General features: G+C 55.2%; 23 protein-coding genes. 15 read left to right on the forward strand and 8 right to left on the reverse strand.

Features of this window, described 5'->3' with window-relative positions; translation table 11 throughout:
- Positions 1-5: 5 nt before the first annotated feature.
- From aaeB to OGX84_RS19930, 3 genes are all read left to right on the forward strand, one after another.
- Positions 6-1,973 carry a p-hydroxybenzoic acid efflux pump subunit AaeB gene (gene aaeB / locus OGX84_RS19920; RefSeq protein WP_012135374.1) on the forward strand — a complete coding sequence of 656 codons (1,968 nt, stop codon included), beginning with the start codon at positions 6-8 and terminating at the stop codon, positions 1,971-1,973.
- A gap of 90 nt (positions 1,974-2,063) precedes the next feature.
- Positions 2,064-3,512 (forward strand): NAD-dependent succinate-semialdehyde dehydrogenase, encoded by a 1,449-nt coding sequence (locus OGX84_RS19925; RefSeq protein WP_104868126.1) that lies wholly within the window; start codon positions 2,064-2,066, stop codon positions 3,510-3,512.
- Positions 3,513-3,541: 29 nt separating this feature from the next.
- Positions 3,542-3,817: a barstar family protein gene (locus tag OGX84_RS19930; RefSeq protein ID WP_047460936.1), complete on the forward strand. Its 276-nt coding sequence runs from the start codon at positions 3,542-3,544 to the stop codon at positions 3,815-3,817.
- 61 nt (positions 3,818-3,878) lie between these two features.
- Here the strand turns inward: OGX84_RS19930 and yhcN are convergent, their stop codons facing one another.
- Together yhcN and argR are read right to left on the reverse strand one after the other, a co-directional pair.
- The gene (gene yhcN / locus OGX84_RS19935; protein ID WP_012135371.1) at positions 3,879-4,142 is read right to left on the reverse strand and encodes a peroxide/acid stress response protein YhcN; all 264 of its coding nucleotides are present in this window, start codon (positions 4,140-4,142) and stop codon (positions 3,879-3,881) included.
- 376 nt (positions 4,143-4,518) lie between these two features.
- Entirely contained in the window at positions 4,519-4,989 is a 471-nt protein-coding gene (gene argR / locus OGX84_RS19940; RefSeq protein ID WP_012135369.1) for a transcriptional regulator ArgR, read from the reverse strand.
- 436 nt (positions 4,990-5,425) lie between these two features.
- Between argR and mdh the strand changes: the two genes are divergently transcribed.
- Positions 5,426-6,364, forward strand: a complete 939-nt coding sequence (gene mdh / locus OGX84_RS19945) for a malate dehydrogenase (protein WP_012135368.1) — start codon at positions 5,426-5,428, stop codon at positions 6,362-6,364.
- Positions 6,365-6,467: 103 nt separating this feature from the next.
- Here mdh and degS read toward each other — a convergent pair whose 3' ends face one another.
- The 3 genes from degS to zapG form a co-directional block, all read right to left on the reverse strand.
- Positions 6,468-7,535: an outer membrane-stress sensor serine endopeptidase DegS gene (gene degS / locus OGX84_RS19950; RefSeq protein WP_012135367.1), complete on the reverse strand. Its 1,068-nt coding sequence runs from the start codon at positions 7,533-7,535 to the stop codon at positions 6,468-6,470.
- Between the two features lie 91 nt (positions 7,536-7,626).
- Positions 7,627-8,994, reverse strand: coding sequence for a serine endoprotease DegQ (gene degQ / locus OGX84_RS19955; protein ID WP_200024214.1), 1,368 nt, complete (start codon positions 8,992-8,994; stop codon positions 7,627-7,629).
- A 168-nt stretch (positions 8,995-9,162) separates the two neighbouring features.
- Complete coding sequence (zapG, locus tag OGX84_RS19960; RefSeq protein ID WP_042292056.1) at positions 9,163-9,561, reverse strand: Z-ring associated protein ZapG; 399 nt, start codon at positions 9,559-9,561, stop codon at positions 9,163-9,165.
- 192 nt (positions 9,562-9,753) lie between these two features.
- Between zapG and zapE the strand changes: the two genes are divergently transcribed.
- The 11 genes from zapE to nanQ all read left to right on the forward strand — a co-directional run bounded on the left by zapE (position 9,754) and on the right by nanQ (position 19,098).
- Positions 9,754-10,878 carry a cell division protein ZapE gene (gene zapE / locus OGX84_RS19965; protein WP_049010584.1) on the forward strand — a complete coding sequence of 375 codons (1,125 nt, stop codon included), beginning with the start codon at positions 9,754-9,756 and terminating at the stop codon, positions 10,876-10,878.
- A gap of 302 nt (positions 10,879-11,180) precedes the next feature.
- Complete coding sequence (rplM, locus tag OGX84_RS19970) at positions 11,181-11,609, forward strand: 50S ribosomal protein L13 (protein WP_000847556.1); 429 nt, start codon at positions 11,181-11,183, stop codon at positions 11,607-11,609.
- Positions 11,610-11,624: 15 nt separating this feature from the next.
- A complete protein-coding gene (rpsI, locus tag OGX84_RS19975) occupies positions 11,625-12,017 on the forward strand; it encodes a 30S ribosomal protein S9 (protein WP_000829818.1) in 393 nt (130 codons plus the stop codon).
- Between the two features lie 315 nt (positions 12,018-12,332).
- Positions 12,333-12,971: a stringent starvation protein SspA gene (sspA, locus tag OGX84_RS19980; RefSeq protein ID WP_012135361.1), complete on the forward strand. Its 639-nt coding sequence runs from the start codon at positions 12,333-12,335 to the stop codon at positions 12,969-12,971.
- A 5-nt stretch (positions 12,972-12,976) separates the two neighbouring features.
- A complete protein-coding gene (sspB, locus tag OGX84_RS19985; protein ID WP_012135360.1) occupies positions 12,977-13,477 on the forward strand; it encodes a ClpXP protease specificity-enhancing factor in 501 nt (166 codons plus the stop codon).
- A gap of 115 nt (positions 13,478-13,592) precedes the next feature.
- A complete protein-coding gene (gene nanR, locus OGX84_RS19990; protein WP_012135359.1) occupies positions 13,593-14,381 on the forward strand; it encodes a transcriptional regulator NanR in 789 nt (262 codons plus the stop codon).
- A gap of 137 nt (positions 14,382-14,518) precedes the next feature.
- Positions 14,519-15,412, forward strand: a complete 894-nt coding sequence (gene nanA / locus OGX84_RS19995; RefSeq protein ID WP_047460947.1) for an N-acetylneuraminate lyase — start codon at positions 14,519-14,521, stop codon at positions 15,410-15,412.
- A 120-nt stretch (positions 15,413-15,532) separates the two neighbouring features.
- The gene (gene nanT / locus OGX84_RS20000; protein ID WP_012135356.1) at positions 15,533-17,023 is read left to right on the forward strand and encodes a sialic acid transporter NanT; all 1,491 of its coding nucleotides are present in this window, start codon (positions 15,533-15,535) and stop codon (positions 17,021-17,023) included.
- 49 nt (positions 17,024-17,072) lie between these two features.
- The gene (locus OGX84_RS20005; RefSeq protein ID WP_112001511.1) at positions 17,073-17,762 is read left to right on the forward strand and encodes an N-acetylmannosamine-6-phosphate 2-epimerase; all 690 of its coding nucleotides are present in this window, start codon (positions 17,073-17,075) and stop codon (positions 17,760-17,762) included.
- A complete protein-coding gene (gene nanK, locus OGX84_RS20010) occupies positions 17,759-18,631 on the forward strand; it encodes an N-acetylmannosamine kinase (RefSeq protein WP_112001512.1) in 873 nt (290 codons plus the stop codon). Before OGX84_RS20005 ends, nanK begins: the two co-directional genes overlap by 4 nt.
- Positions 18,631-19,098 (forward strand): N-acetylneuraminate anomerase, encoded by a 468-nt coding sequence (gene nanQ, locus OGX84_RS20015; RefSeq protein ID WP_049012049.1) that lies wholly within the window; start codon positions 18,631-18,633, stop codon positions 19,096-19,098. Before nanK ends, nanQ begins: the two co-directional genes overlap by 1 nt.
- A gap of 130 nt (positions 19,099-19,228) precedes the next feature.
- Here nanQ and OGX84_RS20020 read toward each other — a convergent pair whose 3' ends face one another.
- The 3 genes from OGX84_RS20020 to gltB all read right to left on the reverse strand — a co-directional run bounded on the left by OGX84_RS20020 (position 19,229) and on the right by gltB (position 26,414).
- Positions 19,229-20,314: a PDDEXK nuclease domain-containing protein gene (locus tag OGX84_RS20020; protein WP_049012043.1), complete on the reverse strand. Its 1,086-nt coding sequence runs from the start codon at positions 20,312-20,314 to the stop codon at positions 19,229-19,231.
- Between the two features lie 209 nt (positions 20,315-20,523).
- A complete protein-coding gene (gltD, locus tag OGX84_RS20025) occupies positions 20,524-21,942 on the reverse strand; it encodes a glutamate synthase subunit GltD (RefSeq protein WP_012135351.1) in 1,419 nt (472 codons plus the stop codon).
- 11 nt (positions 21,943-21,953) lie between these two features.
- Entirely contained in the window at positions 21,954-26,414 is a 4,461-nt protein-coding gene (gltB, locus tag OGX84_RS20030; protein ID WP_047460959.1) for a glutamate synthase large subunit, read from the reverse strand.
- Positions 26,415-26,660 lie beyond the last annotated feature (246 nt).

The raw sequence follows: 26,660 nt of genomic DNA on the forward strand, positions 1-26,660 counted from the left end.
TCACCATGGGTATTTTCTCCATTGCCAACCAGCATATCCGCTTTGCGGTAAAACTGGCATGCGCCATCGTCCTGGCGCTGTTCGTTGGCTTTCACTTTCAGCTTGAGACGCCGCGCTGGGCGGTGCTGACCGCCGCGATTGTCGCCGCAGGCCCGGCATTCGCCGCCGGTGGGGAACCCTATTCCGGCGCGATTCGCTATCGCGGGATGCTGCGTATCATCGGGACATTTATTGGCTGTATCGCCGCGCTGACCATTATCATCACCATGATTCGCGCGCCGTTATTAATGATTCTGGTGTGCTGTATCTGGGCGGGATTTTGTACCTGGATCTCCTCGCTGGTGCGGGTTGAAAACTCTTATGCATGGGGGCTGTCCGGGTATACGGCGCTGATCATCGTCATTACCATTCAGGCGGAGCCACTACTGACGCCGCAGTTCGCGGTTGAACGTTGCAGCGAGATCGTGATTGGTATCGTCTGCGCCATTATGGCGGATCTGCTCTTTTCGCCGCGTTCAGTGAAACAGGAAGTGGATCGTGAAGTCGACGGTCTGCTGGTGGCGCAATACCAGCTGATGCAGCTGTGTATTAAGCACGGCGACAGTGAGGAAGTGGACAAAGCCTGGGGCGATCTGGTGCGGCGGACGGCGGCGCTGGAAGGCATGCGCAGCAATCTCAATATGGAGTCATCGCGCTGGGGGCGCGCCAACCGCCGCCTGAAAGCGCTGAATACGCTCTCGTTGACGCTGATCACCCAGTCCTGTGAAACATACCTGATTCAGAACACTCACCCGGAGTTGATCACCGATACCTTCCGCGAGCTGTTCGAAACGCCCGTCGAAACCGCGCAGGACGTACATAAACAACTTAAGCGGATGCGTCGCATCATCGCCTGGACCGGCGAACGTGAAACGCCCGTAACCCTTTACACCTGGGCCGGTGCGGCGACGCGCTATCTGCTGCTGAAGCGCGGCGTGATTGGCAACGCCAAAATCAGCGTGACGGAAGAGGAAGTGTTGCAGGGCGAGCCCGTCGTGAAGGTGGAATCTGCCGAGCGACATCACGCGATGGTTAACTTCTGGCGTACCACGCTGTCCTGTGTGCTGGGTACTTTATTCTGGCTGTGGACGGGCTGGACGTCGGGAAGTGGCGCGATGGTGATGATTGCGGTCGTCACGTCGCTGGCGATGCGCTTGCCCAACCCGCGCATGGTCGCTATCGACTTTATTTACGGGACGCTGGCGGCGCTGCCGTTGGGCCTGCTCTATTTTTTAGTGATCATCCCGAATACACAGCAAAGCATGTTGCTGCTGTGTCTGAGCCTGGCGGTGCTGGGATTCTTTCTCGGGATCGAAGTCCAGAAACGGCGGCTGGGTTCAATGGGGGCGCTGGCCAGTACCATTAACATCATCGTGCTGGACAACCCGATGACCTTCCACTTCAGCCAGTTCCTTGACAGCGCGCTCGGGCAGATTGTGGGGTGCATGATGGCGTTTATCGTCATTCTGTTGGTTCGTGATAATTCACGCGACAGAACCGGACGTGTACTGCTTAACCAGTTCGTTTCCGCAGCGGTGTCTGCAATGACCACCAACGTTGTGCGCCGTAAAGAGAACCACCTTCCGGCGCTGTATCAGCAGTTGTTCTTGTTAATGAACAAATTCCCGGGCGACCTGCCGAAGTTTCGTCTGGCGCTGACGATGATCATTGCACACCAACGTCTGCGTGATGCGCCCATCCCGGTCAATCATGATTTATCTGCTTTTCACCGCCAGCTCCGGCGTACGGCCGATCATGTGATTTCAGCCGGAAATGACGATAAGCGTCGGCGCTACTTTGGACAACTGCTGGATGAGCTTGATGTCTATCAGGAAAAATTGCGAGTCTGGGAAGCGCCGCCACGGGTGACGGAGCCGGTAAAACGGCTATCCGGCATGTTGCACAAATATCAGCACGCCTTGACGGATAACTAACACTCAGGAGCCGACGCCAAAAGCGTCGGTTTTTTTGTGGCTATACTTATCTGACGTGCGAAAAACATGACATCAGGAGGAGAAAGAACCATGCAAACGCTCCAGGACAACGAACTTTTTCAGACGGGATATCTGGTTGATGGACTTTGGAAAACGCTGGATAACACCTTCGATGTTCTTAATCCGGCAACCGGTGAAACGATAGCCGCCGTTGCCAAAGCCGGTAAAAAAGAGACCGAAGAGGCGATTGCGGCGGCGGCAAAAGCCTTCCCTACCTGGCGGGTCAAAACGGCAAAAGAGCGCTCGGCCATTCTGTATCGCTGGTATGAACTGATCATTGAGCATAAATCCTGGCTGGGCCGTCTGATGACCACTGAGCAGGGGAAGCCGTTGAAAGAGGCAGAAGGCGAAGTGGAGTACGCCGCCAGTTTCATCCAGTGGTTTGCTGAACAGGCGAAGCGGGCAAATGGCGAAATAATTCCGCCGATTAAACCCGGATCGCGGATCTTTGCCACCCGTGAACCGATTGGCGTCGTGGCGGCGATTACGCCGTGGAACTTCCCGATGGCAATGTTGACCCGTAAATTAGGCCCGGCGCTGGCGGCAGGCTGTACAGGGGTCATTAAACCGGCGAATAACACGCCGCTTAGCGCATTCGCCTTGCTGACGCTGGCGAAGAAAGCTGGCGTACCTGACGGCGTGCTGAACGCCGTCGCGGGCAATACCCCAGAGATCAGCGACGCCATTATGGCCAGCCACGAGGTACGCAAAATCTCCTTTACCGGATCGACCGCCGTTGGGAAAACGCTGGTGCGTAACGCGGCTGACACGATGAAGAAAGTCTCGATGGAACTGGGGGGCAATGCGCCGTATATCGTGTTTGACGATGCGGATATTGACGCTGCGGTACAGGGGGCGATCGCCAATAAATTCCGCAACGCGGGGCAGGTGTGCGTCAGCGTTAACCGTTTCTATATCCATGAGTCGGTCTATGACGAATTTACCCGCAAGCTGGCGGATGCCGTACAAAAACTGAAGGTCGGAAATGGTCTGGAGGAGGGCGTGATCGTCGGCCCGCTGATTGAACCGGCGGCTGTCGATAAAGTGCGTGAGCACGTTGAGGACGCTATCGCAAAAGGGGCGAAGGTGCTGGCAGGCGCTAAAGCGCATTCGTTAGGCGGGAATTTCTGGCAGCCCACCGTACTGGGCGACTGTAGCGATGGGATGAAACTGGCCAGTGAAGAGACCTTCGGGCCGGTCGCGGCCTGCTTTCGTTTTACCAGTGAAGACGAGGTCATTCAGCGCGCCAACAATACGCCGTTTGGCCTGGCGGCTTACTTCTACACGCAAAATTTACAACGCGTATTCCGTGTTTCCCAGGCGATTGAAAGCGGCATGATTGGGATTAATGAATGCGCCGTATCAACCGAGCTGGGGCCATTTGGCGGGGTGAAAGAGTCGGGTCTGGGACGTGAAGGATCGGTGCTGGGGCTTGAAGAGTTTCTGGAAGTGAAGACCCTGCACATCGGCGGCCTGTAATGTGACTGCGTCGGGGATGGTGGCTGGCTATGAACATCTATACCTTTGATTTTGATGAAATAGAAGACCAGAACGATTTTTACCGCGAGTTTACGCGGATGTTTGGCCTTGCCAGAGAGAAAGTCGGCGATCTTGATTCTCTATGGGATACTCTCATGAGCGAGGTGCTGCCATTGCCGCTGGAGATTGAGTTTGTTCATCTGCCGGAAAAACTGCGCAGGCGCTACGGCGCGCTGATTTTGCTGTTTGATGAAGCAGAAGAGGAACTGGAAGGGCAGCTGCGGTTTAATGTTCGCCATTCGTGACGACAAACATAAAAAAGCCCCCGGCAGTCGGGGGCAAGTCGTCGGACTAGACGACGAGGGTTTATTTGTAAAGTTCTGCCGTAGCGTGCCAGTTGTCGCCGCTACGTGCTTCAGTAATCTGATAGGCGGATGCGCCGTTTGCTTCTGCTTTTTTGTTCAGCATTTCATGCATATCCATCGGGGAAGAACCGATAGCGCTTACGGAAACAGAGCCGATAGCCTGACGGCCTTGCGCTTGTTCTGCGTTGATGGATTCGGCTGCGAATGCGCCAAAAGAGAGAACGGACAGAACGCTTAATGCTGCAACAGTAGTTTTGATTTTCATGATTTTTACCTCGTCGAATTCTTTTATTAGGGTCTGTGTTTCGTGACCCTCATCACAAAATCAAGTATACACTAATCACGCGATTAATTAATACCACGCTAATGGTTTCATGGGTTATTGTGTGTTAATGATTTGTTTTTTTATAACCGTATGGAATTAAAAACGTGTTAAAAAGCATGTTGTTAAGATTAAATTCAATAAAATCATAAGGATATGAAATTTTGCAATTTGTGCGTTTTTTCCAATGCACATTCACCATGTAAATGATTTTTGACGGTTAAACGCACTATTTGTTAAATGACAGGCAGTGAAAAATGACGCAGAAGAGGTGGCGGCAGGTTTTTTCCCCGTCGCGCTTAACGACGGGGAGAAGGGATTACAGCTCTTGTTCGAACAGTTCCAGAATGGCTTCGTACAGATCTTTCACCGTAAAGCCATTCGCGGGGGTGGTGAAAATGGTGTCGTCACCGGCAATGGTTCCGAGAATGCCTTCCGCTTTCCCCAGCGAGTCCAGCAGACGCGCGATCAGCTGTGCGGCGCCAGGACTGGTATGGATCACCACAACAGCATCGTTGTAGTCGATATCTAACACCAGATTCTTTAAAGGGCTGGAGGTGGTTGGCACGCCTAGCTCAGCCGGGAGACAGTAGACCATCTCCATTTTTGCGTTGCGGGTACGCACCGCGCCGAACTTGGTCAGCATGCGCGAGACCTTGGACTGGTTGATGTTATCAAAGCCCTGATCCTGTAACGCGAGGACGATTTCGCCCTGTGAACTGAATTTTTCTTCTTTGAGTAGCGCTTTGAACGCCTTGACTAATTCTTCTTGTTTAGCCGAGCTTCGCATAAGTCACCCGTAATATGAGGATGGAAACAACATTATTATGCATACAGATGAATTTTTATGCAAACAGTCTGCCTCACCGGAGGCTGAAATAATGTTATGAAAGAGCGGAATTCTATCAAATTCCGTTATCAAGAAACATGCCTGCGTCACGGCGCGCAAATAAGCTTAAAAGTAAATTAAATGTTATCAAATTGATGTTGTTTTGGAGGGGCAGTAGAGTATATTGTCAGCACCTGTTGGAAAGTTGTTCTGTGGTTCAGGCGCTTTTGAATTACGTAAATTAGCTTTTCTATTACGTAAGTTAAATGCATAAAAGCCAAATTTGCGTGACTACGCATTCTTGACGCGTGGTGGTTGTATTCATTGGATTTGTGAATTATGGTCGCCGCCGCGGAGCAACAAACACTTAGCTTATCAATATAATAAGGAGTTTAGGATGAAAGTCGCAGTCCTCGGCGCTGCCGGCGGTATCGGCCAGGCGCTTGCACTACTGTTAAAAACCCAACTGCCTTCAGGTTCAGAACTCTCCCTGTACGACATCGCTCCAGTGACCCCAGGTGTGGCCGTTGACTTGAGCCATATCCCTACAGCAGTAAAAATCAAAGGTTTCTCCGGCGAAGACGCGACCCCGGCGCTTGAAGGCGCAGACGTCGTACTGATCTCGGCTGGCGTGGCGCGTAAACCGGGTATGGATCGTTCCGACCTGTTTAACGTCAACGCAGGTATCGTGAAGAACCTGGTACAACAGATCGCAACGACCTGTCCGAAAGCCTGTGTGGGCATCATCACCAACCCGGTGAACACTACCGTCGCTATCGCTGCTGAAGTGCTGAAAAAAGCAGGCGTTTACGACAAGAACAAACTGTTTGGCGTGACCACGCTGGACATCATCCGCTCCAACACCTTTGTCGCGGAACTGAAAGGCAAACTGCCGACCGACGTTGAAGTTCCGGTTATCGGCGGTCACTCTGGCGTGACCATTCTGCCGCTGCTGTCGCAGATCCCGGGCGTCAGCTTCACCGAGCAGGAAGTGGCTGACCTGACCAAACGTATCCAGAATGCGGGTACGGAAGTGGTTGAAGCGAAGGCTGGCGGCGGATCGGCAACTCTGTCTATGGGTCAGGCTGCTGCGCGCTTTGGTCTTTCTCTGGTGCGTGCGCTGCAAGGCGAGAAGGACGTGGTGGAATGTGCCTACGTTGAAGGTGACGGCCAGTATGCGCGCTTCTTCTCTCAGCCGCTGCTGCTGGGTAAAAACGGCGTGGAAGAGCGCAAGTCTATCGGCAAATTGAGCGCGTTTGAACAGAATGCGCTGGAAGGTATGCTGGATACGCTGAAAAAAGATATCGCCCTGGGCGAAGAGTTCGTTAACAAGTAAGCGCTTTTGTGCAAGCCGGATGGCGGTGTAAACACCTTATCCGGCCTACAAGTTAACCGAGACACAGTAAAAAACCGGAGATGACTCCGGTTTTTTTATTACGTTAATTTGTCGCCGGGTATTCCTGAATGGTGACCTGGAGCGTCAGCTTTTTATCGTCACGCATCACAATCACCGGGATCACCGAACCTGGACGTATTTCAGCAACCTGATCCATGGTCTCCAGAGCGGAAACGGCAGGTTTGTTGTTGACTGAAATGATCACATCATTGACCTGAATACCCGCCTGCGCAGCCGGGCCGTCCGGCGACACTTCATTGACCACAATCCCCTGGATTTGATCCATCCCGGCGCCCTGCGCATGCAGCGGCGCGATTTCTCGCCCACCGATGCCGATATAACCGCGAATCACGCGACCATCGCGGATCAGCTTATCCATAATCTTGGTCGCTAACTGGAACGGGATTGCAAAACCGATCCCTTCCGGCGTCTCGCCGTCGTTACTCTTATCAAATGACAGGGTGTTAATGCCCATCAGTTCGCCCAGCGAGTTAACCAGCGCTCCGCCGGAGTTACCGTGGTTGATGGAGGCGTCCGTTTGCAGGAAGTTTTGTCGTCCGGTTGGGTTCAGACCGATACGCCCGGTGGCGCTGATGATCCCCTGAGTAATGGTCTGCCCCAGGTTATACGGGTTGCCGATGGCCAGAACCACATCACCAATATGCGGTGAGCGTTTCGTGTTGATCGGGATTGTCGGCAGACCGCCCGTGGCATTAATCTTTAACACCGCCAGATCCGTCAGCGTATCCGAACCAACCAGCAGCGCTTCAAACACGCGTCCATCCTGTAGGGCGACGATGATCTGATCCGCATCGTTGATCACATGCTTATTGGTGATGATGTAACCGCGCTGATCCATGATCACGCCCGATCCCAGCGTACGGATCTCAAGCTGATTATGCGTGGTGCTGTTCATACTGCGGTTATAAACGTTGACGACGGCAGGCGCGGCGCGGCGAACCGCCGAATTATAGCTGGCTGGCGTCTCATCCGCGCTGTCGAATTGCGGTGTGGTCAGGGTATTTATTTTGCGCAGCGAGGGCATGGCCGCCAACAGAATGGCACCCACAATAAGACCAATTGCGACCGAACGTAAGATCTTCACAAACATGATGGAGGCGTCATTAAAAAAGGGAACGGCAGCAGCATACCACGAGTTAACCGGACATCGCACGCGGGGCTGATGTCCGGTTAACGATGACTTAACGCAGGAGCAGGTAAATGTTCTCGTTACCGCGTACGACCTGTAGCGCAATAATCGACGGTTTCGCTTCCAGCACTTTGCGCATTTCCGCAATCGAGTGCACGCGATCGCGGTTAACGCTAATGATCACGTCATCTTTGTGCAAACCGGCCTGGGCGGCGGGACTGCTTTTTTCAACGTTATCAATTTTGATGCCTTTATTGCCGTCTTTTAACTGACCATCGCTCAGCGTTGCGCCCTGCAATGCCGGGGCGATCATCTCCGCGCTGGCGGAGGATGACGTGCTGGTGTCGAGGGTGACTTCGACTTCCAGCGGTTTGCCGTCGCGTAACAGACCGAGCTTCACTTTCGTGCCGGGTTCCGTCGTTGCGATGCGTGAGCGCAGTTCGGCAAAGCTGCTCAGCGGCTTGCCGTTGAGACTGGTGATCACGTCGCCGGATTTCACACCCGCTTTCGCGGAACCTGAACCCGGGAGCACTTCGCTGATGAACGCCCCGCGCTGTACATCCAGCTTGAAGGCTTTGGCGATATCGGCGGTCAATTCCATGCCTTTAATTCCCAGCAGGCCGCGTTTAATTTCACCAAACTGAATCAGCTGTTGCGCCAGCGTGCGCGCCATATTACTCGGAATCGCAAACCCAATGCCGATGCTACCGCCGCCAGGTGCCAGAATAGCGGTGTTGATGCCGATCAGCTCGCCGTTGAGATTCAGCAGCGCGCCGCCGGAGTTGCCGCGGTTAATCGAGGCGTCGGTCTGAATAAAGTTTTCCAGCCCTTCCAGATTCAGCCCGCTCCGGCCAAGCGCGGAGACAATGCCGGAGGTGGCGGTTTGCCCCAGACCAAACGGGTTGCCTACCGCGACGGCAAAGTCGCCGACGCGCAGTTTGTCGGAGTCGGCGATGGCGATTTGCGTCAGGTTGCTGGCGTTCTGGATTTGCAGCAGCGCGATGTCGCTCTGGTCGTCGCTGCCGATCAGTTTAGCGTCAAACTCGCGTCCGTCATTTAACTGAACGCTGATCTTCTGTGCCTGATTAATGACATGGTTATTGGTCAGAACGTAGCCTTTGGCGGCGTCAATGATGACGCCCGACCCCAGCCCTTCGAACGGCTGAGAGGGTTGATCAGGCAACTCGTCGCCAAAAAACTTTTTAAACTCTTCTGGAACCTTCTGACTTTGGGGCGCGGTTCCCTCAACCTTCACGCTAATCACGGCCGGCAGCACTTTTTCCAGCATTGGCGCGAGACTAGGGAGCGCCGCCTGACCGGGAATCTGCGCGGGTATCGATGCGACGGCCTGAAACGGTGCCGAGAGCGTTAACCCGACACTTAACGCTAATGCACTTAACAACGGGATTTGTTTTTTCATGGAGCCTGCTCTCGTACCTTGAGTGAACGGAAAGACGATTCAAAACAGTTTGATGTTATTGAATTTTCGGCCTGGTAACAATGAGGTTAATGACTAAATAATAGCTGGGACAGGAGAGAAGAGACGGGCGCAATCGCTGCGCCCGAAAAATTTCTTAACGATGTGCGATTAGTCGCGTTTTGCGCCACTACGCAGCAGGCCGGAAGCGCCTTCGGAATAGTCACGCGGCATCTGGACCGGTGCCTGATCGTTACTGGCTTCAGACTCCGCCAGACGGTTACGGAACGGGTTCGATTCCGCAGACAGTTCCGGCAGCAGGCTACTGGAGCTTTTCGCCATGTGCTGATACAGCTGACGATAATCATGCGCCATGGTATCCAGCAGCTCGGCGCTGCGGGCAAAGTGGCTGACCAGCTCTTCACGATACTCTTCCAGCTCAGCTTTATTCTTTTCCAGTTCGTACTGCAATGCCTGCTGTTGGCGTAATTTACGATTACCAAAACGCATGGCTACGGCACCAATGATGATACCGACGACTAACCCAATTAGCGCATATTCCCAGGTCATGAACATCTCCCGTTGTCTTTTGTTTCCGTAGGGTGTTGGCTTTAGGCTCCATGCCTGCGCCTGATTATGCCACTATAACCGCTAATCCCGTAGAAGTGGAATCCCGTGTTTATATCACGTAATGTAGAACGGCCTTTTTTTCGTCAGCCGTGAACGTCGGCATATCGATTTTCAAGGAATAACAATAACATCATGCAAAGCATTTCCCCCACATCGCGTTACCTTCAGGCCCTCAACGATGGCAGCCATCAACCCGACGACGTGCAAAAAGATGCGGTCAACCGACTGGAGTCGATTTACCAGGCGCTGATCGCCAAAACGCCTCCGGCGCCGCAAACCGGCGGACTGATGGCCCGTTTCGGTAAACTGCTTGGCAAACGTGAACCGTCAGCGAATGCGCCGGTGCGTGGTCTGTATATGTGGGGCGGGGTCGGGCGAGGGAAAACCTGGCTGATGGATCTCTTCTATCATAGTCTGCCGGGCGAGCGGAAACAGCGTCTGCATTTCCACCGCTTTATGCTGCGCGTGCATGAGGAGCTGACGGCGCTACAGGGGCAGACCGACCCGCTGGAGATTATTGCCGATCGTTTCAAAGCCGAAACGGATGTGCTCTGCTTTGATGAGTTTTTTGTTTCCGACATCACCGACGCGATGCTGCTTGGCGGCTTAATGAAAGCGCTGTTTGCCCGCGGCATTACCCTGGTGGCGACCTCGAACATCCCGCCGGATGAGCTGTACCGCAATGGCCTGCAACGTACCCGCTTCCTTCCGGCTATCGACGCTATCAAAGCGCATTGCGACATTATGAATGTGGATGCCGGGGTGGATTATCGTCTGCGCACGCTGACGCAGGCGCATCTGTGGCTCTCGCCGCGTAATAACGAAACGCAGCAACAGATGGATAAACTCTGGCTGGCGCTGGCCGGTGCGAAACGTGAGAATGCGCCAACGCTGGAGGTGAATCATCGTCCGTTACCGACGATGGGGGTGGAAAACCAGACGCTGGCGGTCTCCTTCATCACCTTATGCGTGGACGCTCGCAGCCAGCATGACTATATTGCGCTGTCGCGCCTGTTCCACACGGTTCTACTGTTTGATGTGCCGGTCATGACGCCGCTGATGGAAAGCGAAGCGCGCCGTTTTATCGCGCTGGTGGATGAATTCTACGAGCGCCATGTGAAGCTGGTGGTGAGCGCCGACGCGCCTTTATATGAGATCTATCAGGGCGAACGCCTGAAGTTTGAGTTCCAGCGCTGTTTGTCGCGTTTGCAGGAGATGCAGAGCGAGGAGTATCTGAAACGTTCGCATATGCCGTAGGCCGGATAAGGCGTTTCTCCGCCATCCGGCGCAGGTTGCCTGGTGGCGCTTCGCTTATCAGACCGGCAGAAATGCCCCGCACAAAACCCATTGCAAATCACAAAAAGGGGTCGATCTTTGCCCCTGACTTCTCTATAATCCTGCGACCCCACGTTACAAGAAAGTTTTTTTCCCAAAACTTTTTGTGTGCTGGCATTGGCTATTCGAAGGGGTAGGTTTGCCGGACTTTGTCGTGTGAACCTCAACAATTGAAAACGTTTGGGTGTTCACCAACGTGTAACTATCTATTGGGTAAGCTTTTAATGAAAACTTTTACAGCTAAACCAGAAACCGTAAAACGCGACTGGTACGTTGTTGACGCGACCGGTAAAACTCTGGGCCGTCTGGCTACTGAACTGGCTCTTCGCCTGCGCGGTAAGCACAAAGCGGAATACACTCCGCACGTCGATACCGGTGATTACATCATCGTTCTGAACGCTGACAAAGTTGCTGTAACCGGCAACAAGCGTACTGACAAAGTGTACTATCACCACACCGGTCACATCGGTGGTATCAAACAAGCGACCTTTGAAGAGATGATTGCTCGCCGTCCTGAGCGTGTGATTGAAATCGCGGTTAAAGGCATGCTGCCAAAAGGCCCGCTGGGTCGTGCTATGTTCCGTAAACTGAAAGTTTACGCTGGCAACGAGCACAACCACGCGGCACAGCAACCGCAAGTTCTTGACATCTAATCGGGATTATAGGCAATGGCTGAAAATCAATACTACGGCACTGGTCGCCGCAAAAGTTCCGCAGCTCGCGTGTTCATCAAACCGGGCAACGGCAAAATCGTTATCAACCAACGTTCTCTGGAACAGTACTTCGGTCGTGAAACTGCCCGCATGGTAGTTCGTCAGCCGCTGGAACTGGTCGACATGGTTGAGAAACTGGATCTGTACATCACTGTTAAAGGTGGTGGTATCTCTGGTCAGGCTGGTGCGATCCGTCACGGTATCACCCGCGCTCTGATGGAGTACGACGAGTCTCTGCGTTCTGAACTGCGTAAAGCTGGCTTCGTTACTCGTGACGCTCGTCAGGTTGAACGTAAGAAAGTCGGTCTGCGTAAAGCACGTCGTCGTCCGCAGTTCTCCAAACGTTAATGGGTTTCTGCTCCGGCAGATTACCATTGGCGAAAAAACCCGCTTCGGCGGGTTTTTTTATGGAAAAAATGCGCGTGTGTCCAAAGTAATCCTCTGATTGCCACCTCTTTTTCCCCATTTCCAGAATCGACTCACCACAAAGGTCACAAAATCTGGTAAACTATCATCCAATTTTCTGCCCAAATAACGGGTATTGTTCATTTTTTGTTTGCTTTTTGAACAATAATGACTTTTCCGCAGGCGGGTGACATAACTTCTGGCTGGCCACGCGGTGGCTGGTAGCAGTAAAAATTCTGAATATACCTGGAGGTTTTCATGGCTGTCGCTGCCAACAAACGTTCGGTAATGACGCTGTTTTCTGGTCCTACTGACATCTATAGCCATCAGGTCCGCATTGTGCTGGCGGAGAAAGGTGTTAGTTTCGAGATCGAGCATGTGGAGAAGGATAACCCACCTCAGGATCTGATTGACCTCAACCCGAGTCAGAGCGTACCGACCCTGGTGGATCGTGAGCTGACCCTGTGGGAATCTCGCATCATTATGGAATACCTGGATGAGCGTTTCCCTCATCCGCCGCTGATGCCGGTTTACCCGGTTGCGCGTGGCGAAAGCCGCCTGTACATGCACCGTATCGAAAAAGACTGGTACACGCTGATGAACGTCATCGTGAACGGGTCCGCTTCTGAAGCTGACGTTGCGCGTAAACAACTGCGTGAAGAGTTGCAGGCGATCGCGCCTGTGTTTGGTCAAAAACCGTATTTCCTGAGCGATGAGTTCAGCCTGGTTGATTGCTATCTGGCGCCGCTGCTGTGGCGTTTGCCGCAACTGGGTATTGAGTTCAGCGGTGCGGGCGCTAAAGAGCTGAAAGGCTATATGACCCGCGTCTTTGAACGTGACTCGTTCCTCGCTTCTTTAACTGAAGCTGAACGTGAAATGCGCCTCGGTCGGGGTTAATCAGTATGGATTTGTCACAGCTATCCCCACGCCGTCCATATTTGCTGCGTGCATTCTATGAATGGTTGCTGGATAACCAGCTCACGCCGCACCTGGTGGTGGATGTGACGCTGCCTGGTGTGCATGTCCCTATGGAATATGCGCGCGACGGGCAAATTGTTCTGAACATTGCTCCCCGTGCGGTTGGCAATCTGGAGTTGGCCAACGACGAAGTGCGTTTCAACGCGCGCTTTGGCGGCGTCCCGCGTCAGGTCTCCGTGCCGCTGGCTGCGGTACTGGCGATCTATGCGCGTGAAAACGGCGCAGGCACAATGTTTGAACCTGAAGCCGCTTACGATGAAGACGTCGCCAGCTTAAATGATGACGATGTAACGCCGGGCGCGGAGAGCGAAACGGTCATGTCCGTGATTGATGGTGATAAGCCCGATCATGACGATGACAACAATCCTGATGACGATCCGCCGCCGCCGCGTGGTGGTCGACCCGCATTACGCGTAGTGAAGTAACCAAGACAGACAGGCCCTGAGGGCCTGTTTTTTTTCACGCCTGCCACGATTTCACCCCACTTTCGATCCTGTGATAGGATGGCCTTAGTTGCTGTTTTCCTCGACGATTTACATAATGGACGCTATGAACGCATTTGATTCGCAAGCAGAAAATTCTCCGCCAACCATCGGCCGTAGTTTGCGCAGCCGTCCGCTGGCGCGTAAAAAACTGTCGGAAATGGTAGAAGAAGAGCTGGAGCAGATGATTCGTCGCGGTGAATTCGGCGAAGGGGAGCAGCTGCCGTCTGAGCGGGAGTTGATGACCTTCTTCAACGTGGGCCGCCCATCGGTGCGTGAAGCGCTTGCCGCGCTCAAGCGTAAAGGTCTGGTGCAAATCAATAACGGCGAACGCGCCCGCGTGTCGCGGCCTTCTGCTGATACCATCATCAGCGAACTTTCCGGCATGGCGAAAGATTTCCTCTCGCATCCCGGCGGTATCGCCCACTTTGAGCAACTGCGCCTGTTCTTTGAATCAAGCCTTGTGCGCTATGCGGCGGAACACGCGACGGATGAGCAAATTGATCTGCTGGCGAAAGCCCTGGAGATCAATAGCCAGTCGCTGGACGATAATGCGCTCTTCATTCGTTCCGACGTCGAGTTTCACCGCGTGCTGGCGGAAATCCCCGGCAATCCGATCTTCATGGCGATTCATGTCGCGCTGCTGGACTGGCTGATCGCTGCGCGTCCTGCGGTCTCCGGGCAGGAATTACATGAGCATAATAGCGTGAGCTATCAAGAGCATATCGCTATTGTCGATGCTATTCGTCGGCGCGATCCCGATGAAGCTGACCGCGCGCTGCAAACCCACCTCAATAGCGTATCCGCCACCTGGCACGCCTTCGATCAAAAGAAAAAATTGCGTTAGCGATCGCGATCCTGACGATCGTTTAGTGAAGTAGATCGCACTCTGTGCGTTCTGTACTGGGGTGCTGCTTATTTGATCTGGTATAACAGGTATAAAGGTATGTAGTCAGATAACACTAATCATCGACAGAGGTCGTTATGGCAAAAGATTTACGAGGCGTAATGCCAGCGTTGTTAACTCCTTTTGATAACCAGCAGAAACTGGATATTGAGAGCCTGCGCCGTCTGGTGCGTTTCAACATTGCGCAGGGCATTGATGGGCTGTACGTCGGCGGCTCGACCGGGGAAGCGTTCGTTCAGAGCCGCGCAGAAAGGGAGCAGGTCCTGGAAATTGTGGCGGAAGAGGCGAAGGGCAAAGTGACGCTGATTGCCCATGTCGGTACGGTCAGTACCGAAGAGAGCCAGCAACTGGCCAGCGCGGCGCATCGTTACGGTTTTGATGCCGTTTCCGCCGTGACGCCGTTTTATTATCCGTTTAGCTTTGAAGAGCATTGCGATCACTACCGCGCCATTATCGATTCCGCTGAAGGATTACCGATGGTGGTGTACAACATTCCTGCGCTGAGCGGCGTGAAGCTGACGCTGGAGCAAATCAACACGCTGGTTACGCTGCCCGGCGTTGGCGCGCTGAAACAAACCTCCGGCGATCTCTATCAGATGGAGCAGATCCGCCGTGCGCATCCTGATCTGGTGCTCTACAACGGTTATGACGAAATCTTCGCTTCCGGTCTGCTGGCAGGCGCAGACGGGGGAATCGGCAGCACTTACAACATTATGGGCTGGCGTTATCAGGGGATTGTTAAGGCCTTGCAGGAAGGCGATGTAGCGAAAGCGCAGCATCTGCAAACCGAGTGCAATAAGGTCATCGATCTGCTCATTAAAACCGGCGTGTTCCGTGGGCTGAAAACGGTGCTGCACTACATGGACGTGGTCTCCGTACCGCTGTGCCGTAAGCCGTTTGCGCCGGTTGATGAGAAGTATCTGCCTGAACTGAAAGCGCTGGCGCAGCAGTTAATGCAGGAACGCGGTTGACCGGTTGCCGGATAGCGCTAACGCTTATCCGGCCTACAAAATATGAAACGTAGGCCGGGTAAGGCGCGGCGAAGCCGCCATCCGGCAAAGCGACAATAAAAATCGTCGGGAGAATGAAAAATGAGTACTTCTACCCAGAATATCCCGTGGTATCGCCATCTCAACCGGGCGCAGTGGCGGGCATTTTCCGCCGCCTGGCTGGGATATTTGCTTGATGGTTTTGATTTTGTGTTGATTGCCCTTGTTCTGACGGAAGTACAGGGCGAGTTTGGGTTAACGACGGTTCAGGCGGCCAGCCTGATCTCGGCGGCGTTTATTTCCCGCTGGTTTGGCGGGCTGATGTTAGGCGCAATGGGTGACCGCTATGGCCGACGTCTGGCGATGGTCACCAGTATCATTCTTTTCTCTATGGGGACGCTGGCCTGCGGCTTTGCGCCCGGCTATACCACCATGTTTATCGCCCGTCTGGTGATCGGTATGGGAATGGCGGGCGAATATGGCTCCAGTGCCACCTATGTCATTGAAAGCTGGCCGAAGCACTTACGTAATAAAGCCAGTGGATTCCTGATTTCCGGTTTCTCCGTCGGGGCGGTCGTGGCGGCGCAGGTTTACAGCCTGGTGGTTCCGGTCTGGGGCTGGCGCGCACTGTTCTTCATTGGCATTCTGCCGATCATTTTCGCGCTCTGGCTGCGTAAAAATATCCCTGAAGCGGAAGACTGGAAAGAGAAACACGAAGGCAAAGCGCCGGTGCGCACGATGGTGGATATTCTCTACCGGGGCGAACATCGCGTCGTCAATGTGCTGATGACGATCGCCGCCGCAACCGCGCTGTGGTTCTGCTTTGCGGGCGACCTGCAAAACGCGGCGATCGTGGCGGTGTTAGGGTTACTGTGCGCCGTTATCTTCATCAGTTTTATGGTGCAAAGCAGCGGCAAACGCTGGCCAACGGGCGTGATGCTGATGATCGTGGTGCTCTTTGCTTTCCTCTATTCATGGCCGATTCAGGCGCTGCTGCCAACGTATCTGAAAACTGAACTGGCTTACGATCCTCACACCGTTGCGCAGGTGCTTTTCTTTAGCGGCTTTGGGGCGGCAGTCGGCTGCTGCGTGGGCGGTTTCCTCGGCGACTGGCTGGGTACGCGCAAAGCCTACGTTTGCAGTTTGCTGGCTTCCCAGGTGCTGATCATTCCGGTATTTGCGATTGGCGGCGCAAACGTCTGGGTACTGGGTCTGCTACTGTTTTTCCAGCAGATGCTGGGGCAGGGGATCTCCGGGATCTTACCGAAACTCATTGGCGGTTATTTTGATACCGACCAGCGAGCGGCAGGTCTGGGCTTTACCTATAACGTTGGCGCACTGGGCGGCGCGCTGGCCCCTATCCTCGGGGCGCTGATCGCACAGCGTCTGGATCTGGGCACCGCGCTGGGATCGCTCTCCTTCAGCCTGACCTTTGTGGTGATCCTGTTGATTGGGTTGGATATGCCGTCTCGCGTACAGCGATGGCTGCGTCCTGAAGCATTACGTATGCATGATGCTATCGACGGAAAACCGTTCAGCGGGGCCGTGCCGTTTGGCGGCGACAAAAGCGCCTTTGTAAAAACCAAAAGCTGATGAGGTTTGCCCGGCCAGTTTGCCGGGCGACCTGCGTAAGGAAGTGGATATGTCGTTACTTGAACAACTGGATAAAAACATTGCCGCCAATGGCGGGTTGATTGTCTCCTGCCAGCCGGTTCCAGGCAGCCCGCTCGATAAACCGGACATCGTGGCTGCGATGGCGCTGGCGGCGGAGCAGGCTGGCGCCGTCGCGCTACGCATTGAAGGCGTGGACAATTTGCGGGCGACCCGTGCGCTGGTCTCCGTACCGATTATCGGTATTCTCAAGCGTGACCTTGACGACTCCCCGGTACGCATCACGCCATTCCTTGAGGATGTGGATGCGCTGGCACAGGCCGGGGCGGATATTATTGCGGTTGACGGTACTGACCGTGTACGTCCGGCGACCGTCGATGCGCTGCTGGCGCGTATTCATCAGCACCAGTTGCTGGCGATGACCGACTGCTCGTCACTGGAGGATGGCTTAGCCTGTCAGCGGCGTGGCGCGGAAATTATCGGCACCACGCTGTCGGGATACACCACGCCGGACACGCCGGACGAACCTGACCTCGCGCTGGTCAAAGTCCTGCATGATGCCGGATGCCGGGTGATTGCCGAGGGGCGTTACAACACGCCGGCACAGGCCGCTGAAGCCATGCGTCACGGCGCGTGGGCGGTGACAGTGGGATCTGCCATTACGCGGCTGGAACATATTTGTCAGTGGTACAACACGGCATTGAAAAAGGCGGTGTCATGAGCACGCTGGCGATCGATATTGGCGGCACCAAGCTAGCTGCCGCGCGGGTGGATGATGATTTACGCATCCGCGAACGACGTGAATTGCCGACCCCCGCCAGCAAAACGCCGGATGCGCTGCGAGAGGTGCTAAAAGCGCTGGTTGAACCGCTGCAAACGACCGCGCAGCGGGTGGCGATAGCCTCTACCGGCATTATCAGAGAAGGCGCGCTACTGGCGATAAATCCGCATAACCTGGGCGGTCTGCTGCATTTTCCGTTGGTGCAGACGTTAGAAGATCTTACCGGTCTGCCGACGCTGGCGGTGAATGACGCGCAGGCGGCGGCATGGGCGGAATACCATGCCCTTATGTCTGATGTCCGCGATATGGTGTTTATTACCGTGTCGACCGGCGTTGGCGGCGGCGTGGTGAGCGACGGCAGATTGCTCACCGGGATGAGCGGTCTGGCCGGGCATCTGGGGCATACGCTGGCCGATCCGCAGGGGCCGGTTTGTGGTTGCGGACGACGCGGCTGTGTGGAGGCTATCGCCTCAGGACGCGGCATCGCGGCAGCGGCGCAGGGTTCCCTGGCCGGGTGCGACGCCAGAACTGTCTTTGCACATGCGGCGGCCGGGAACGAACAGGCTGTGCGTCTGGTTCAGCACTCCGCGCAGGTTGTCGCGCGGTTAATTGCCGATGTTAAAGCGACAACGGATTGCCAGCAGGTGGTTATTGGCGGCAGCGTAGGGTTAGCTGAGGGATATCTGGCGCAGGTACGCCACTTTCTGGCGCAGGAGCCGGCGGTTTATCAGGTGGCGTTGAGCGCAGCGCATTACCGACATGACGCGGGGCTACTGGGCGCTGCGTTGTTAGCTCAGGGAGATAAATGATGTTGATGGGAGAAATTCAGTCGTTACCGTCTGCCGGGCTGCATCCGGTATTGCTGGATGCGTTAACCCTGGCGCTGGCGGCAAGGCCGCAGGAGAAAACGCCCGGGCGCTACGAATTGCAGGGCGACGATATGTTTATGAATGTGATGCAGTTTGCCACACAGTCGCCGCAGGAGAAAAAAGCGGAGCTGCATGTGCAGTACATCGACATTCAGCTGTTATTGACGGGTGAGGAGCGCATTCTGTTCGGCGTAGTCGGGTCAGCGTGCGAATGCGAGGAGCTGCATGGTGAAGAGGATTACCAGCTTTGCCGCCGTATCCATGAACAGCAGTCCATTACGCTGACACCGGGGATGTTCTCCGTGTTTATGCCGGGGGAACCCCATAAGCCCGGGTGTATGGCTGGCGAGCCAGGGGAGATTAAGAAAGCTGTAGTGAAGGTGCGCGCCAGCTTATTAGAGGCATGAAAATACCGGATGGTTTATAGCCATCCGGTGTAACGCTTTATATCTCCCGATAGAGCATAATCCCGTCAGTCGAGTTGTTGAAAATTCAGCTCGTGACGCAGTGCTTTTCCTGATGTGCAAAGTAAATTGGTTATTCAGTTGATTCAACTTGCTGTGCAGTCAGTGCTATTTGTGAACGAATGAGCTCATCTGCCAGTAGTTTTTCGTCAGGCAACTGCACTTTGTACTCGCTCGCCATGATGGTATTCGGCAGGCCGTTTAGCGCGTAATGCGCTTCCCCCGCGCCTTTTCCTGCGCACAAAACCAACCCGACTGGCGGGTTTTCTCCCGGCATTGTCCAGTGCTCTTTGGCATAGTTCAGGTACATATTCATCTGCCCGGCATCCGCATAACTGAATTTGCCGACCTTCAGGTCAACGAGCAACAGGCAACGCAAGCGGCGATGGAAGAACAACAGATCGACGCGGAACCAGCTATCGTCTATGCGTAATCGGCGCTGGCGGCCGACAAAAGCAAAATCGTCACCAAGTTCCAGCATAAAGTCCATCAGGTGACTGAGCAGCGCTTCTTCGAGATCCGACTCGGAATACTCGTCCCTCAGGTTAAGAAATTCCAGAATGAACGGGTCGCGTATGGCTCGCTCCGGCAAGACTGTTGGCTCGGCGGGCGCAGGCTGCTGCAACATGGCGGATTTGTCATGGGACAGTAGCGTCCGTTCGTAGAACTGGGTGGAGATTTGCCGATCGAGTTGCCGCACAGACCAGCCGTTACGTAGCGTCTCTTTCTCGTAAAAAGTGCGGGCATCGGGATTTTTTACCGATAGTAAACGCACGTAAGCTGACCAGGGAAGCGGAAAAACTTTAGCGAGTTGTATCAAATGTGAAGATTCCGCAGACACTGTCTGCGGAATTTCAATATACTGAAAACATAGATAAAATGTTCTCATTTGCCACAGATTCCTGGTGGAAAATCCACGCTTATAGCGCTGGCTTAAATCTGCGGATAACCGCTCAATGAGTTGAATACCATAAGCCGCTCGTGCTTCGCCGCCTTGTTCAAACTCGACAATTCTCCTGCCGATTTCCCAGTAGGTTGCCGTCATCAAAGCATTAATACTGCGGACGGCCTCGGTATGGGCATTGTCCACTAATCGAATAATACCGTCATGGATTTGCTGATAATCGTCAGCGTGTTGAAGTGGTGTTGGTACAGTCATGTCATCCCTGGCGCGATAGTTGCGAAATGAAAAATATATCGCTACCAATACGCTTCAGGCATATCCCGGTCAATCCAGGAGAGGTGTATTACATTGAGTTACAGCTGTATTTGCGAGCGGCTTTCGAAGAATGAATTCGCATATATTTAGCAGGGAAATATTGGCTCCCCATCCATCAGCGTCAGGCTGTGGCAGGGGAGCCAGAAGTATTACACTTCCAGGTAGTTCAGGATACCGTCTGCCGCTTTACGACCTTCGGCAATTGCCGTGACCACCAGATCCGAGCCGCGCACGATGTCGCCACCGGCGAAGATTTTCGGGTTGCTGGTCTGGAAGGCGTTTTCATTGCCTTCCGGCGCGATAATCCGCCCCTGGGAGTCCAGCTCCACGCTGTGTTTCGCCAGCCACGCCATGCTGTGCGGGCGGAAACCAAACGCCATTACCACAGCATCTGCCGGGATCACATGCTCGGAACCGGCGACGATTTCCGCACGACGACGGCCTTTCGCGTCCGGCGCGCCCATTTCGGTACGCACCATCTTCACGCCGCTTACTTTACCGTTGGCATTCACTTCTACGCCCAGCGGCTGCACGTTGAACTGGAATTCGACCCCTTCTTCGCGCGCGTTTTTCACTTCGCGTCTGGAGCCTGGCATGTTCTCTTCGTCACGACGATAGGCGCAGGTGACGTGCGTTGCGCCCTGGCGAACCGAGGTACGCACGCAGTCCATCGCGGTGTCGCCGCCGCCCAGTACCACGACGCGTTTGCCTTCCATACTGACGAACGGTTCGTCAGTGGTTTCGCCAAAGCCCATGATCTGTTTGGTGTTGGCAATCAGGAACGGCAGGGCATCGAACACGCCGTCGGCATCTTCGTTTTCCAGCCCGCCGCGCATTGATTGATAGGTGCCAACGCCGAGGAACACCGCATCGTACTCTGCCAGCAAGTCGTCCAGCTGCACGTCGCGACCCACTTCGGTATTCAGTTTGAACTCAATGCCCATGCCGGTGAAGATCTCACGACGGCGGGTCATCACCTCTTTTTCCAGCTTGAAAGCCGGGATACCGAACGTCAGCAAACCGCCGATTTCCGGGTGACGGTCAAAGACCACCGCCTTCACGCCGTTACGGGTGAGTACGTCGGCACAGGCCAGCCCTGCCGGGCCCGCGCCGATAATCGCCACGCGTTTGTCGGTCTGACGCACGCCAGTCATGTCCGGGCGCCAGCCCATTTCGAACGCTTTATCGTTGATATAACGCTCGATGTTGCCGATAGTCACTGCGCCGAACTCGTCGTTGAGCGTACAGGAGCCCTCGCACAAACGATCCTGCGGGCAGACGCGGCCGCACACTTCCGGCAGCGTGTTGGTCTGGTGAGACAACTCCGCCGCTTCGAAAATACGTCCTTCGTTCGCCAGCTTCAGCCAGTTCGGGATGTAGTTATGTACCGGACACTTCCACTCGCAGTACGGGTTGCCGCAGGAGAGGCAGCGATCCGCCTGCGCTTTGGCCTGGCCTTCGGAAAACGGTTCGTAAATTTCAACAAACTCGATTTTGCGGATCTTCAGCGCCTTCTTCGGTGGATCAACACGTTGCAGGTCGATAAATTGGTATACGTTCTGACTCATTGCTCTACCCCTTACTGCGCCTGCACACGCAGCTCAGCTGCGCTACGACTACGGTGACCCAACAGTGCTTTCACATCACTGGACTTCGGCTTAACCAGCGCGAATTTGGTTGAGAATACTGACCAGTTAGCCAGGATCTCTTCACCGCGCTGGGAACCGGTATGCTGCACATGCTCGGTAATCAGACCGCGCAGATGTTCTTCGTGGATGGCCAGGTCATCGACGTTCAGCACTTCCACCAGCTCCGGGTTCACGCGTTTGCGGAACTCGCCGTCTTCATCCAGCACGTAGGCGAAGCCGCCCGTCATGCCAGCACCGAAGTTAACGCCCGTTTTGCCCAGTACACAGACAATACCGCCCGTCATGTATTCACAGCCGTTGTCGCCAATGCCTTCTACCACGGTGATGGCCCCGGAGTTACGTACTGCGAAACGTTCGCCCGCGCGGCCCGCCGCATACAGACGACCGCCGGTCGCGCCGTACAGACAGGTATTGCCGATGATGCTGGCCTCATGACTGCGAAACGCTGAACCCACCGGAGGACGTACCGCCAGCAGACCGCCCGCCATGCCTTTACCGACGTAGTCGTTGGCATCGCCCGTCAGATACAGCTCCACGCCGCCCGCGTTCCAGACGCCGAAGCTCTGACCTGCGGTGCCGCTGAAGTGCGCCTTGATCGGGTCAGAGGCCAGCCCCTGATCGCCATGCGTCTGAGCAATATAGCCAGAGAGCGACGCGCCCACGGAGCGGTCGGTGTTGCGAATGTCGAACCAGAAGGTTTTGCTCTGGCGCTCATCGACGAACGGCTTCGCCTGTTGCAGCAGTTGCGCGTTCAGCACGCCGTTATCAAACGGCGGGTTATGTTCGGTGCAGTACAGCGCTTTACCCGGATGAGGCTCAGCGGTTTCCAGCAGTCGGGACAGTTCCAGCTTCTGCTGCTTAGCGGTAAACCCTTCCAGCTCTTTCAGCAGGTCGGTACGGCCAATCAGATCCACCAGACGCTTCACGCCAAGCTGCGCCATCAGCTCGCGGGTTTCGCGGGCGATAAACTCAAAGTAGTTGGTCACTTTGAACGGCAGGCCGTGGTAGTGGTTCTTACGCAGTTTGTCATCCTGAGTCGCCACGCCCGTCGCGCAGTTGTTCAGGTGGCAAATACGCAGGTATTTACAGCCCAGCGCCACCATCGGGCCGGTGCCGAAGCCAAAGCTTTCCGCGCCGAGAATCGCCGCTTTGATGATGTCGAGGCCGGTTTTCAGGCCGCCGTCCACCTGCAAACGGATCTTGTGACGCAGACCGTTAGCCACCAGCGCCTGCTGGGTTTCCACCAGGCCCAGCTCCCACGGACAGCCCGCATATTTCACGGAGGAGAGCGGGCTGGCGCCGGTGCCGCCGTCATATCCGGCGATAGTGATCAGGTCTGCATAGGCTTTCGCCACGCCGGTAGCGATGGTGCCGACGCCCGGTTCAGAAACCAGCTTCACGGAGATCATCGCTTTCGGGTTGACCTGTTTCAGGTCGAAAATCAGCTGCGCCAGATCCTCGATAGAGTAGATATCGTGGTGCGGCGGCGGAGAAATCAGCGTCACGCCCGGTACGGAATAGCGCAGTTTGGCGATGTACGGGGTCACTTTATCGCCCGGCAACTGGCCGCCTTCGCCCGGCTTCGCGCCCTGAGCGACTTTAATCTGAATGACGTCAGCATTGACCAGATACGCTGGCGTTACGCCGAAGCGGCCGGAAGCGACCTGTTTGATGCGCGACACTTTGTTGGTGCCGTAGCGCGCCGGGTCTTCGCCGCCTTCGCCGGAGTTGGAGTTACCGCCGATGCTGTTCATCGCTTCCGCCAGCGCTTCGTGCGCTTCCGGGCTCAGCGCGCCGATGGACATCGCCGCGGTATCGAAGCGTTTAAACAGCTCATTCGCCGGTTCAACATCGTTGATGCTGATGGCGTTATCACCAGGATTGAGCGCCAGCAGATCGCGCAGCGTTGCCGCCGGACGTTCGTTAACAAGCGCGGCATATGCCTGGTAATCGCGGTACTCGCCGCTCTGCACCGCCTGTTGCAGGGTGCGCACCACATCCGGGTTATAGGCGTGGTATTCGCCGCCGTGCACGTATTTCAGCAGGCCGCCCTGATCCAGCGGTTTACGCGCCAGCCAGGCACGTTTCGAGAGGTTCAGCAGATCCTGCTGGAAGTCGGCAAAACCGGCGCCGCCAATGCGGCTGACCACGCCCTGGAAGCAGTGGCTCACCACGTCGTCATGCAGACCGACCGCTTCAAACAGTTTGGAACAGCGGTATGAGGCGATGGTTGAAATGCCCATTTTGGACATGATCTTGTACAGACCTTTATTGATGCCGTTACGGTAGTTCAGCATCACGGTACGGTAGTCTTTGGCGATGGCCTGGGTGTCGATCAGACGGCCCAGCGTTTCATAGGCGAGATACGGATAGATCGCCGTGGCGCCAAAGCCCAGCAGCACGGCAAAGTGGTGCGGGTCACGCGCGCTTGCGGTTTCTACGATGATGTTGGCATCGCAGCGCAGGCTCTTATCCACCAGACGAGTCTGTACCGCCCCGACAGCCATCGGCGCCGGAACCGGTAAACGGTTTTTCCCGATGTTACGGTCAGAGAGCACCAGCAAGACGGTGCCGTTACGCACCATCTGTTCAGCCTTATCGCACAGCGCTTTCACCGTTTCTTCGAGCGAGGTTTCCGTCACATCGAAGGTGATATCCAGCGTATCGGCGCGGTAATGCTCCTCTTTCATGGTAGTGAGCTGTTTGAAATCGGAGTACAGCAGAATTGGCGATTTAAAGCTCAGACGGTGCGCCTGTCCTTCCGCTTCGCAAAAGACGTTCATCTCGCGGCCAATGCTGGTGGCCAGCGACATGACGTGCGCTTCACGCAGCGGGTCGATTGGCGGGTTGGTCACCTGCGCAAACTGCTGGCGGAAGTAGTCGTAAATAATGCGCGGCTGGCTGGAAAGCACGGCGAAGGGGGTGTCATCACCCATTGAACCGACCGCTTCCTGGCCGTTTTCGCCCAGTACGCGGATGACGGAATCCAGCTCTTCGGCGCTGTAGTTAAACTGTTTCTGATAGCTGGCGAGCATGTCGTCGTCCAGCTCGCGGTTTCCGACCTGATCGTCGGCCAGATCTTCAAACGGCACCAGGCGGCGGACGTTCTTCTCCATCCACTCTTTATACGGATGGCGGCTTTTCAGATCGTCATCGGTTTCCGCAGAGTGCAGGATGCGCCCGCCACGGGTGTCGATCACCATCAGTTCACCGGGGCCGACGCGGCCCTTTTCCACGACTTCGTCAGGCTGGTAGTCCCAGATTCCCACCTCAGAGGCGCAGGTGATCAGTTTATCTTTGGTGATGACGTAGCGCGCCGGACGCAGACCGTTACGGTCGAGATTACAGGCAGCGAAGCGACCGTCGGACATCACGATGCCCGCCGGGCCATCCCACGGCTCCATGTGCATGGAGTTAAAGTCAAAGAAGGCGCGCAGGTCCGGGTCCATATCCGGGTTGTTCTGCCATGCGGGCGGCACCAGCAGGCGCATAGCGCGCACGATGTCCATCCCGCCTGCCAGCAGCAGTTCCAGCATGTTATCCAGCGAGCTGGAGTCGGAACCGGTCTCGTTGACGAACGGCGCGGCGGATTGTAAATCCGGGATCAGCGGCGTCTGGAATTTATAAGTACGGGCGCGCGCCCACTGACGGTTGCCGGTAATGGTGTTGATTTCGCCGTTGTGCGCCAGGTAGCGGAACGGCTGCGCCAGCGGCCAGCGCGGCACGGTATTGGTGGAGAAGCGCTGGTGGAACAGGCAAATGGCCGATTCCAGACGCAAATCCGCCAGGTCCAGGTAGAAGCGCGGCAGATCTGCCGGCATACACAGACCTTTATAGATGTTCACCAGGTTCGACAGGCTACAAACGTAGAAGTCTTTATCGTCCTGAAGGCGTTTCTCAATGCGGCGGCGGGCGATAAACAGGCGGCGTTCCATATCCCGGGGACGCCAGCCCGCAGGGGCGTTAACAAAAATTTGCTCAATGCGTGGCAGGGAGGAGAGGGCGATTTCACCGAGGACACCTTCGTTGGTCGGCACATCGCGCCAGCCCACAATCGACAGGGTTTCCCGCTGTAATTCTTCTTCGACGATACGACGTGATGCCGCCGCCAGCTCAGGGTCCTTATTCAGGAAGAGCATGCCGACAGCGTAGTTTTTGGCTAAACGCCAGCCGCGCTCTTCTGCAACGATGCGAAAAAAGCGATCGGGTTTTTGCAGCAGCAAACCGCAACCGTCGCCGGTTTTACCGTCAGCGAGGATCGCGCCACGGTGCTGCATACGGGCCAGTGCGTGTATGGCGGTACGCACTACCTTGTGGCTAGGTTCGCCTTCTATGTGGGCGATCAGGCCGAAACCACAGTTATCCCTCTCAAGGGATTTATCGTACAACATATCAGTGAACCTCCCCAGGCTCTGCGGGACTCCCATCCGATACCGATTGCGCACGGGCACAGAAAGAGCGTGGCGACGGGGGTTGCGTATCATACGCTTACCTCGCATTCGCCCTCCTTTATCCTTTTCGCATCGGTAAATACGTTTAAGAGGGAATCTCAATTACTGCATAAATATGATGAGCAGGCTGCTCATCCAGAAAGCTTCCAGCGGATTTCCAACTTATCGGGAATCCACACACAGGTC

The organism is Citrobacter sp. CK202 (assembly GCF_030333225.1).
GTDB lineage: Bacteria > Pseudomonadota > Gammaproteobacteria > Enterobacterales > Enterobacteriaceae > Citrobacter_B > Citrobacter_B koseri.

Bases quoted from the DNA above. Each gene is read 5' to 3' on its own strand.
- aaeB (WP_012135374.1), top strand. From the start codon at position 6: ATGGGTATTTTCTCCATTGCCAACCAGCATATCCGCTTTGCGGTAAAA.
- OGX84_RS19925 (WP_104868126.1), top strand. From the start codon at position 2,064: ATGCAAACGCTCCAGGACAACGAACTTTTTCAGACGGGATATCTGGTT.
- OGX84_RS19930 (WP_047460936.1), top strand. From the start codon at position 3,542: ATGAACATCTATACCTTTGATTTTGATGAAATAGAAGACCAGAACGAT.
- yhcN (WP_012135371.1), bottom strand. From the start codon at position 4,142: ATGAAAATCAAAACTACTGTTGCAGCATTAAGCGTTCTGTCCGTTCTC.
- argR (WP_012135369.1), bottom strand. From the start codon at position 4,989: ATGCGAAGCTCGGCTAAACAAGAAGAATTAGTCAAGGCGTTCAAAGCG.
- mdh (WP_012135368.1), top strand. From the start codon at position 5,426: ATGAAAGTCGCAGTCCTCGGCGCTGCCGGCGGTATCGGCCAGGCGCTT.
- degS (WP_012135367.1), bottom strand. From the start codon at position 7,535: ATGTTTGTGAAGATCTTACGTTCGGTCGCAATTGGTCTTATTGTGGGT.
- degQ (WP_200024214.1), bottom strand. From the start codon at position 8,994: ATGAAAAAACAAATCCCGTTGTTAAGTGCATTAGCGTTAAGTGTCGGG.
- zapG (WP_042292056.1), bottom strand. From the start codon at position 9,561: ATGACCTGGGAATATGCGCTAATTGGGTTAGTCGTCGGTATCATCATT.
- zapE (WP_049010584.1), top strand. From the start codon at position 9,754: ATGCAAAGCATTTCCCCCACATCGCGTTACCTTCAGGCCCTCAACGAT.
- rplM (WP_000847556.1), top strand. From the start codon at position 11,181: ATGAAAACTTTTACAGCTAAACCAGAAACCGTAAAACGCGACTGGTAC.
- rpsI (WP_000829818.1), top strand. From the start codon at position 11,625: ATGGCTGAAAATCAATACTACGGCACTGGTCGCCGCAAAAGTTCCGCA.
- sspA (WP_012135361.1), top strand. From the start codon at position 12,333: ATGGCTGTCGCTGCCAACAAACGTTCGGTAATGACGCTGTTTTCTGGT.
- sspB (WP_012135360.1), top strand. From the start codon at position 12,977: ATGGATTTGTCACAGCTATCCCCACGCCGTCCATATTTGCTGCGTGCA.
- nanR (WP_012135359.1), top strand. From the start codon at position 13,593: ATGGACGCTATGAACGCATTTGATTCGCAAGCAGAAAATTCTCCGCCA.
- nanA (WP_047460947.1), top strand. From the start codon at position 14,519: ATGGCAAAAGATTTACGAGGCGTAATGCCAGCGTTGTTAACTCCTTTT.
- nanT (WP_012135356.1), top strand. From the start codon at position 15,533: ATGAGTACTTCTACCCAGAATATCCCGTGGTATCGCCATCTCAACCGG.
- OGX84_RS20005 (WP_112001511.1), top strand. From the start codon at position 17,073: ATGTCGTTACTTGAACAACTGGATAAAAACATTGCCGCCAATGGCGGG.
- nanK (WP_112001512.1), top strand. From the start codon at position 17,759: ATGAGCACGCTGGCGATCGATATTGGCGGCACCAAGCTAGCTGCCGCG.
- nanQ (WP_049012049.1), top strand. From the start codon at position 18,631: ATGTTGATGGGAGAAATTCAGTCGTTACCGTCTGCCGGGCTGCATCCG.
- OGX84_RS20020 (WP_049012043.1), bottom strand. From the start codon at position 20,314: ATGACTGTACCAACACCACTTCAACACGCTGACGATTATCAGCAAATC.
- gltD (WP_012135351.1), bottom strand. From the start codon at position 21,942: ATGAGTCAGAACGTATACCAATTTATCGACCTGCAACGTGTTGATCCA.
- gltB (WP_047460959.1), bottom strand. From the start codon at position 26,414: ATGTTGTACGATAAATCCCTTGAGAGGGATAACTGTGGTTTCGGCCTG.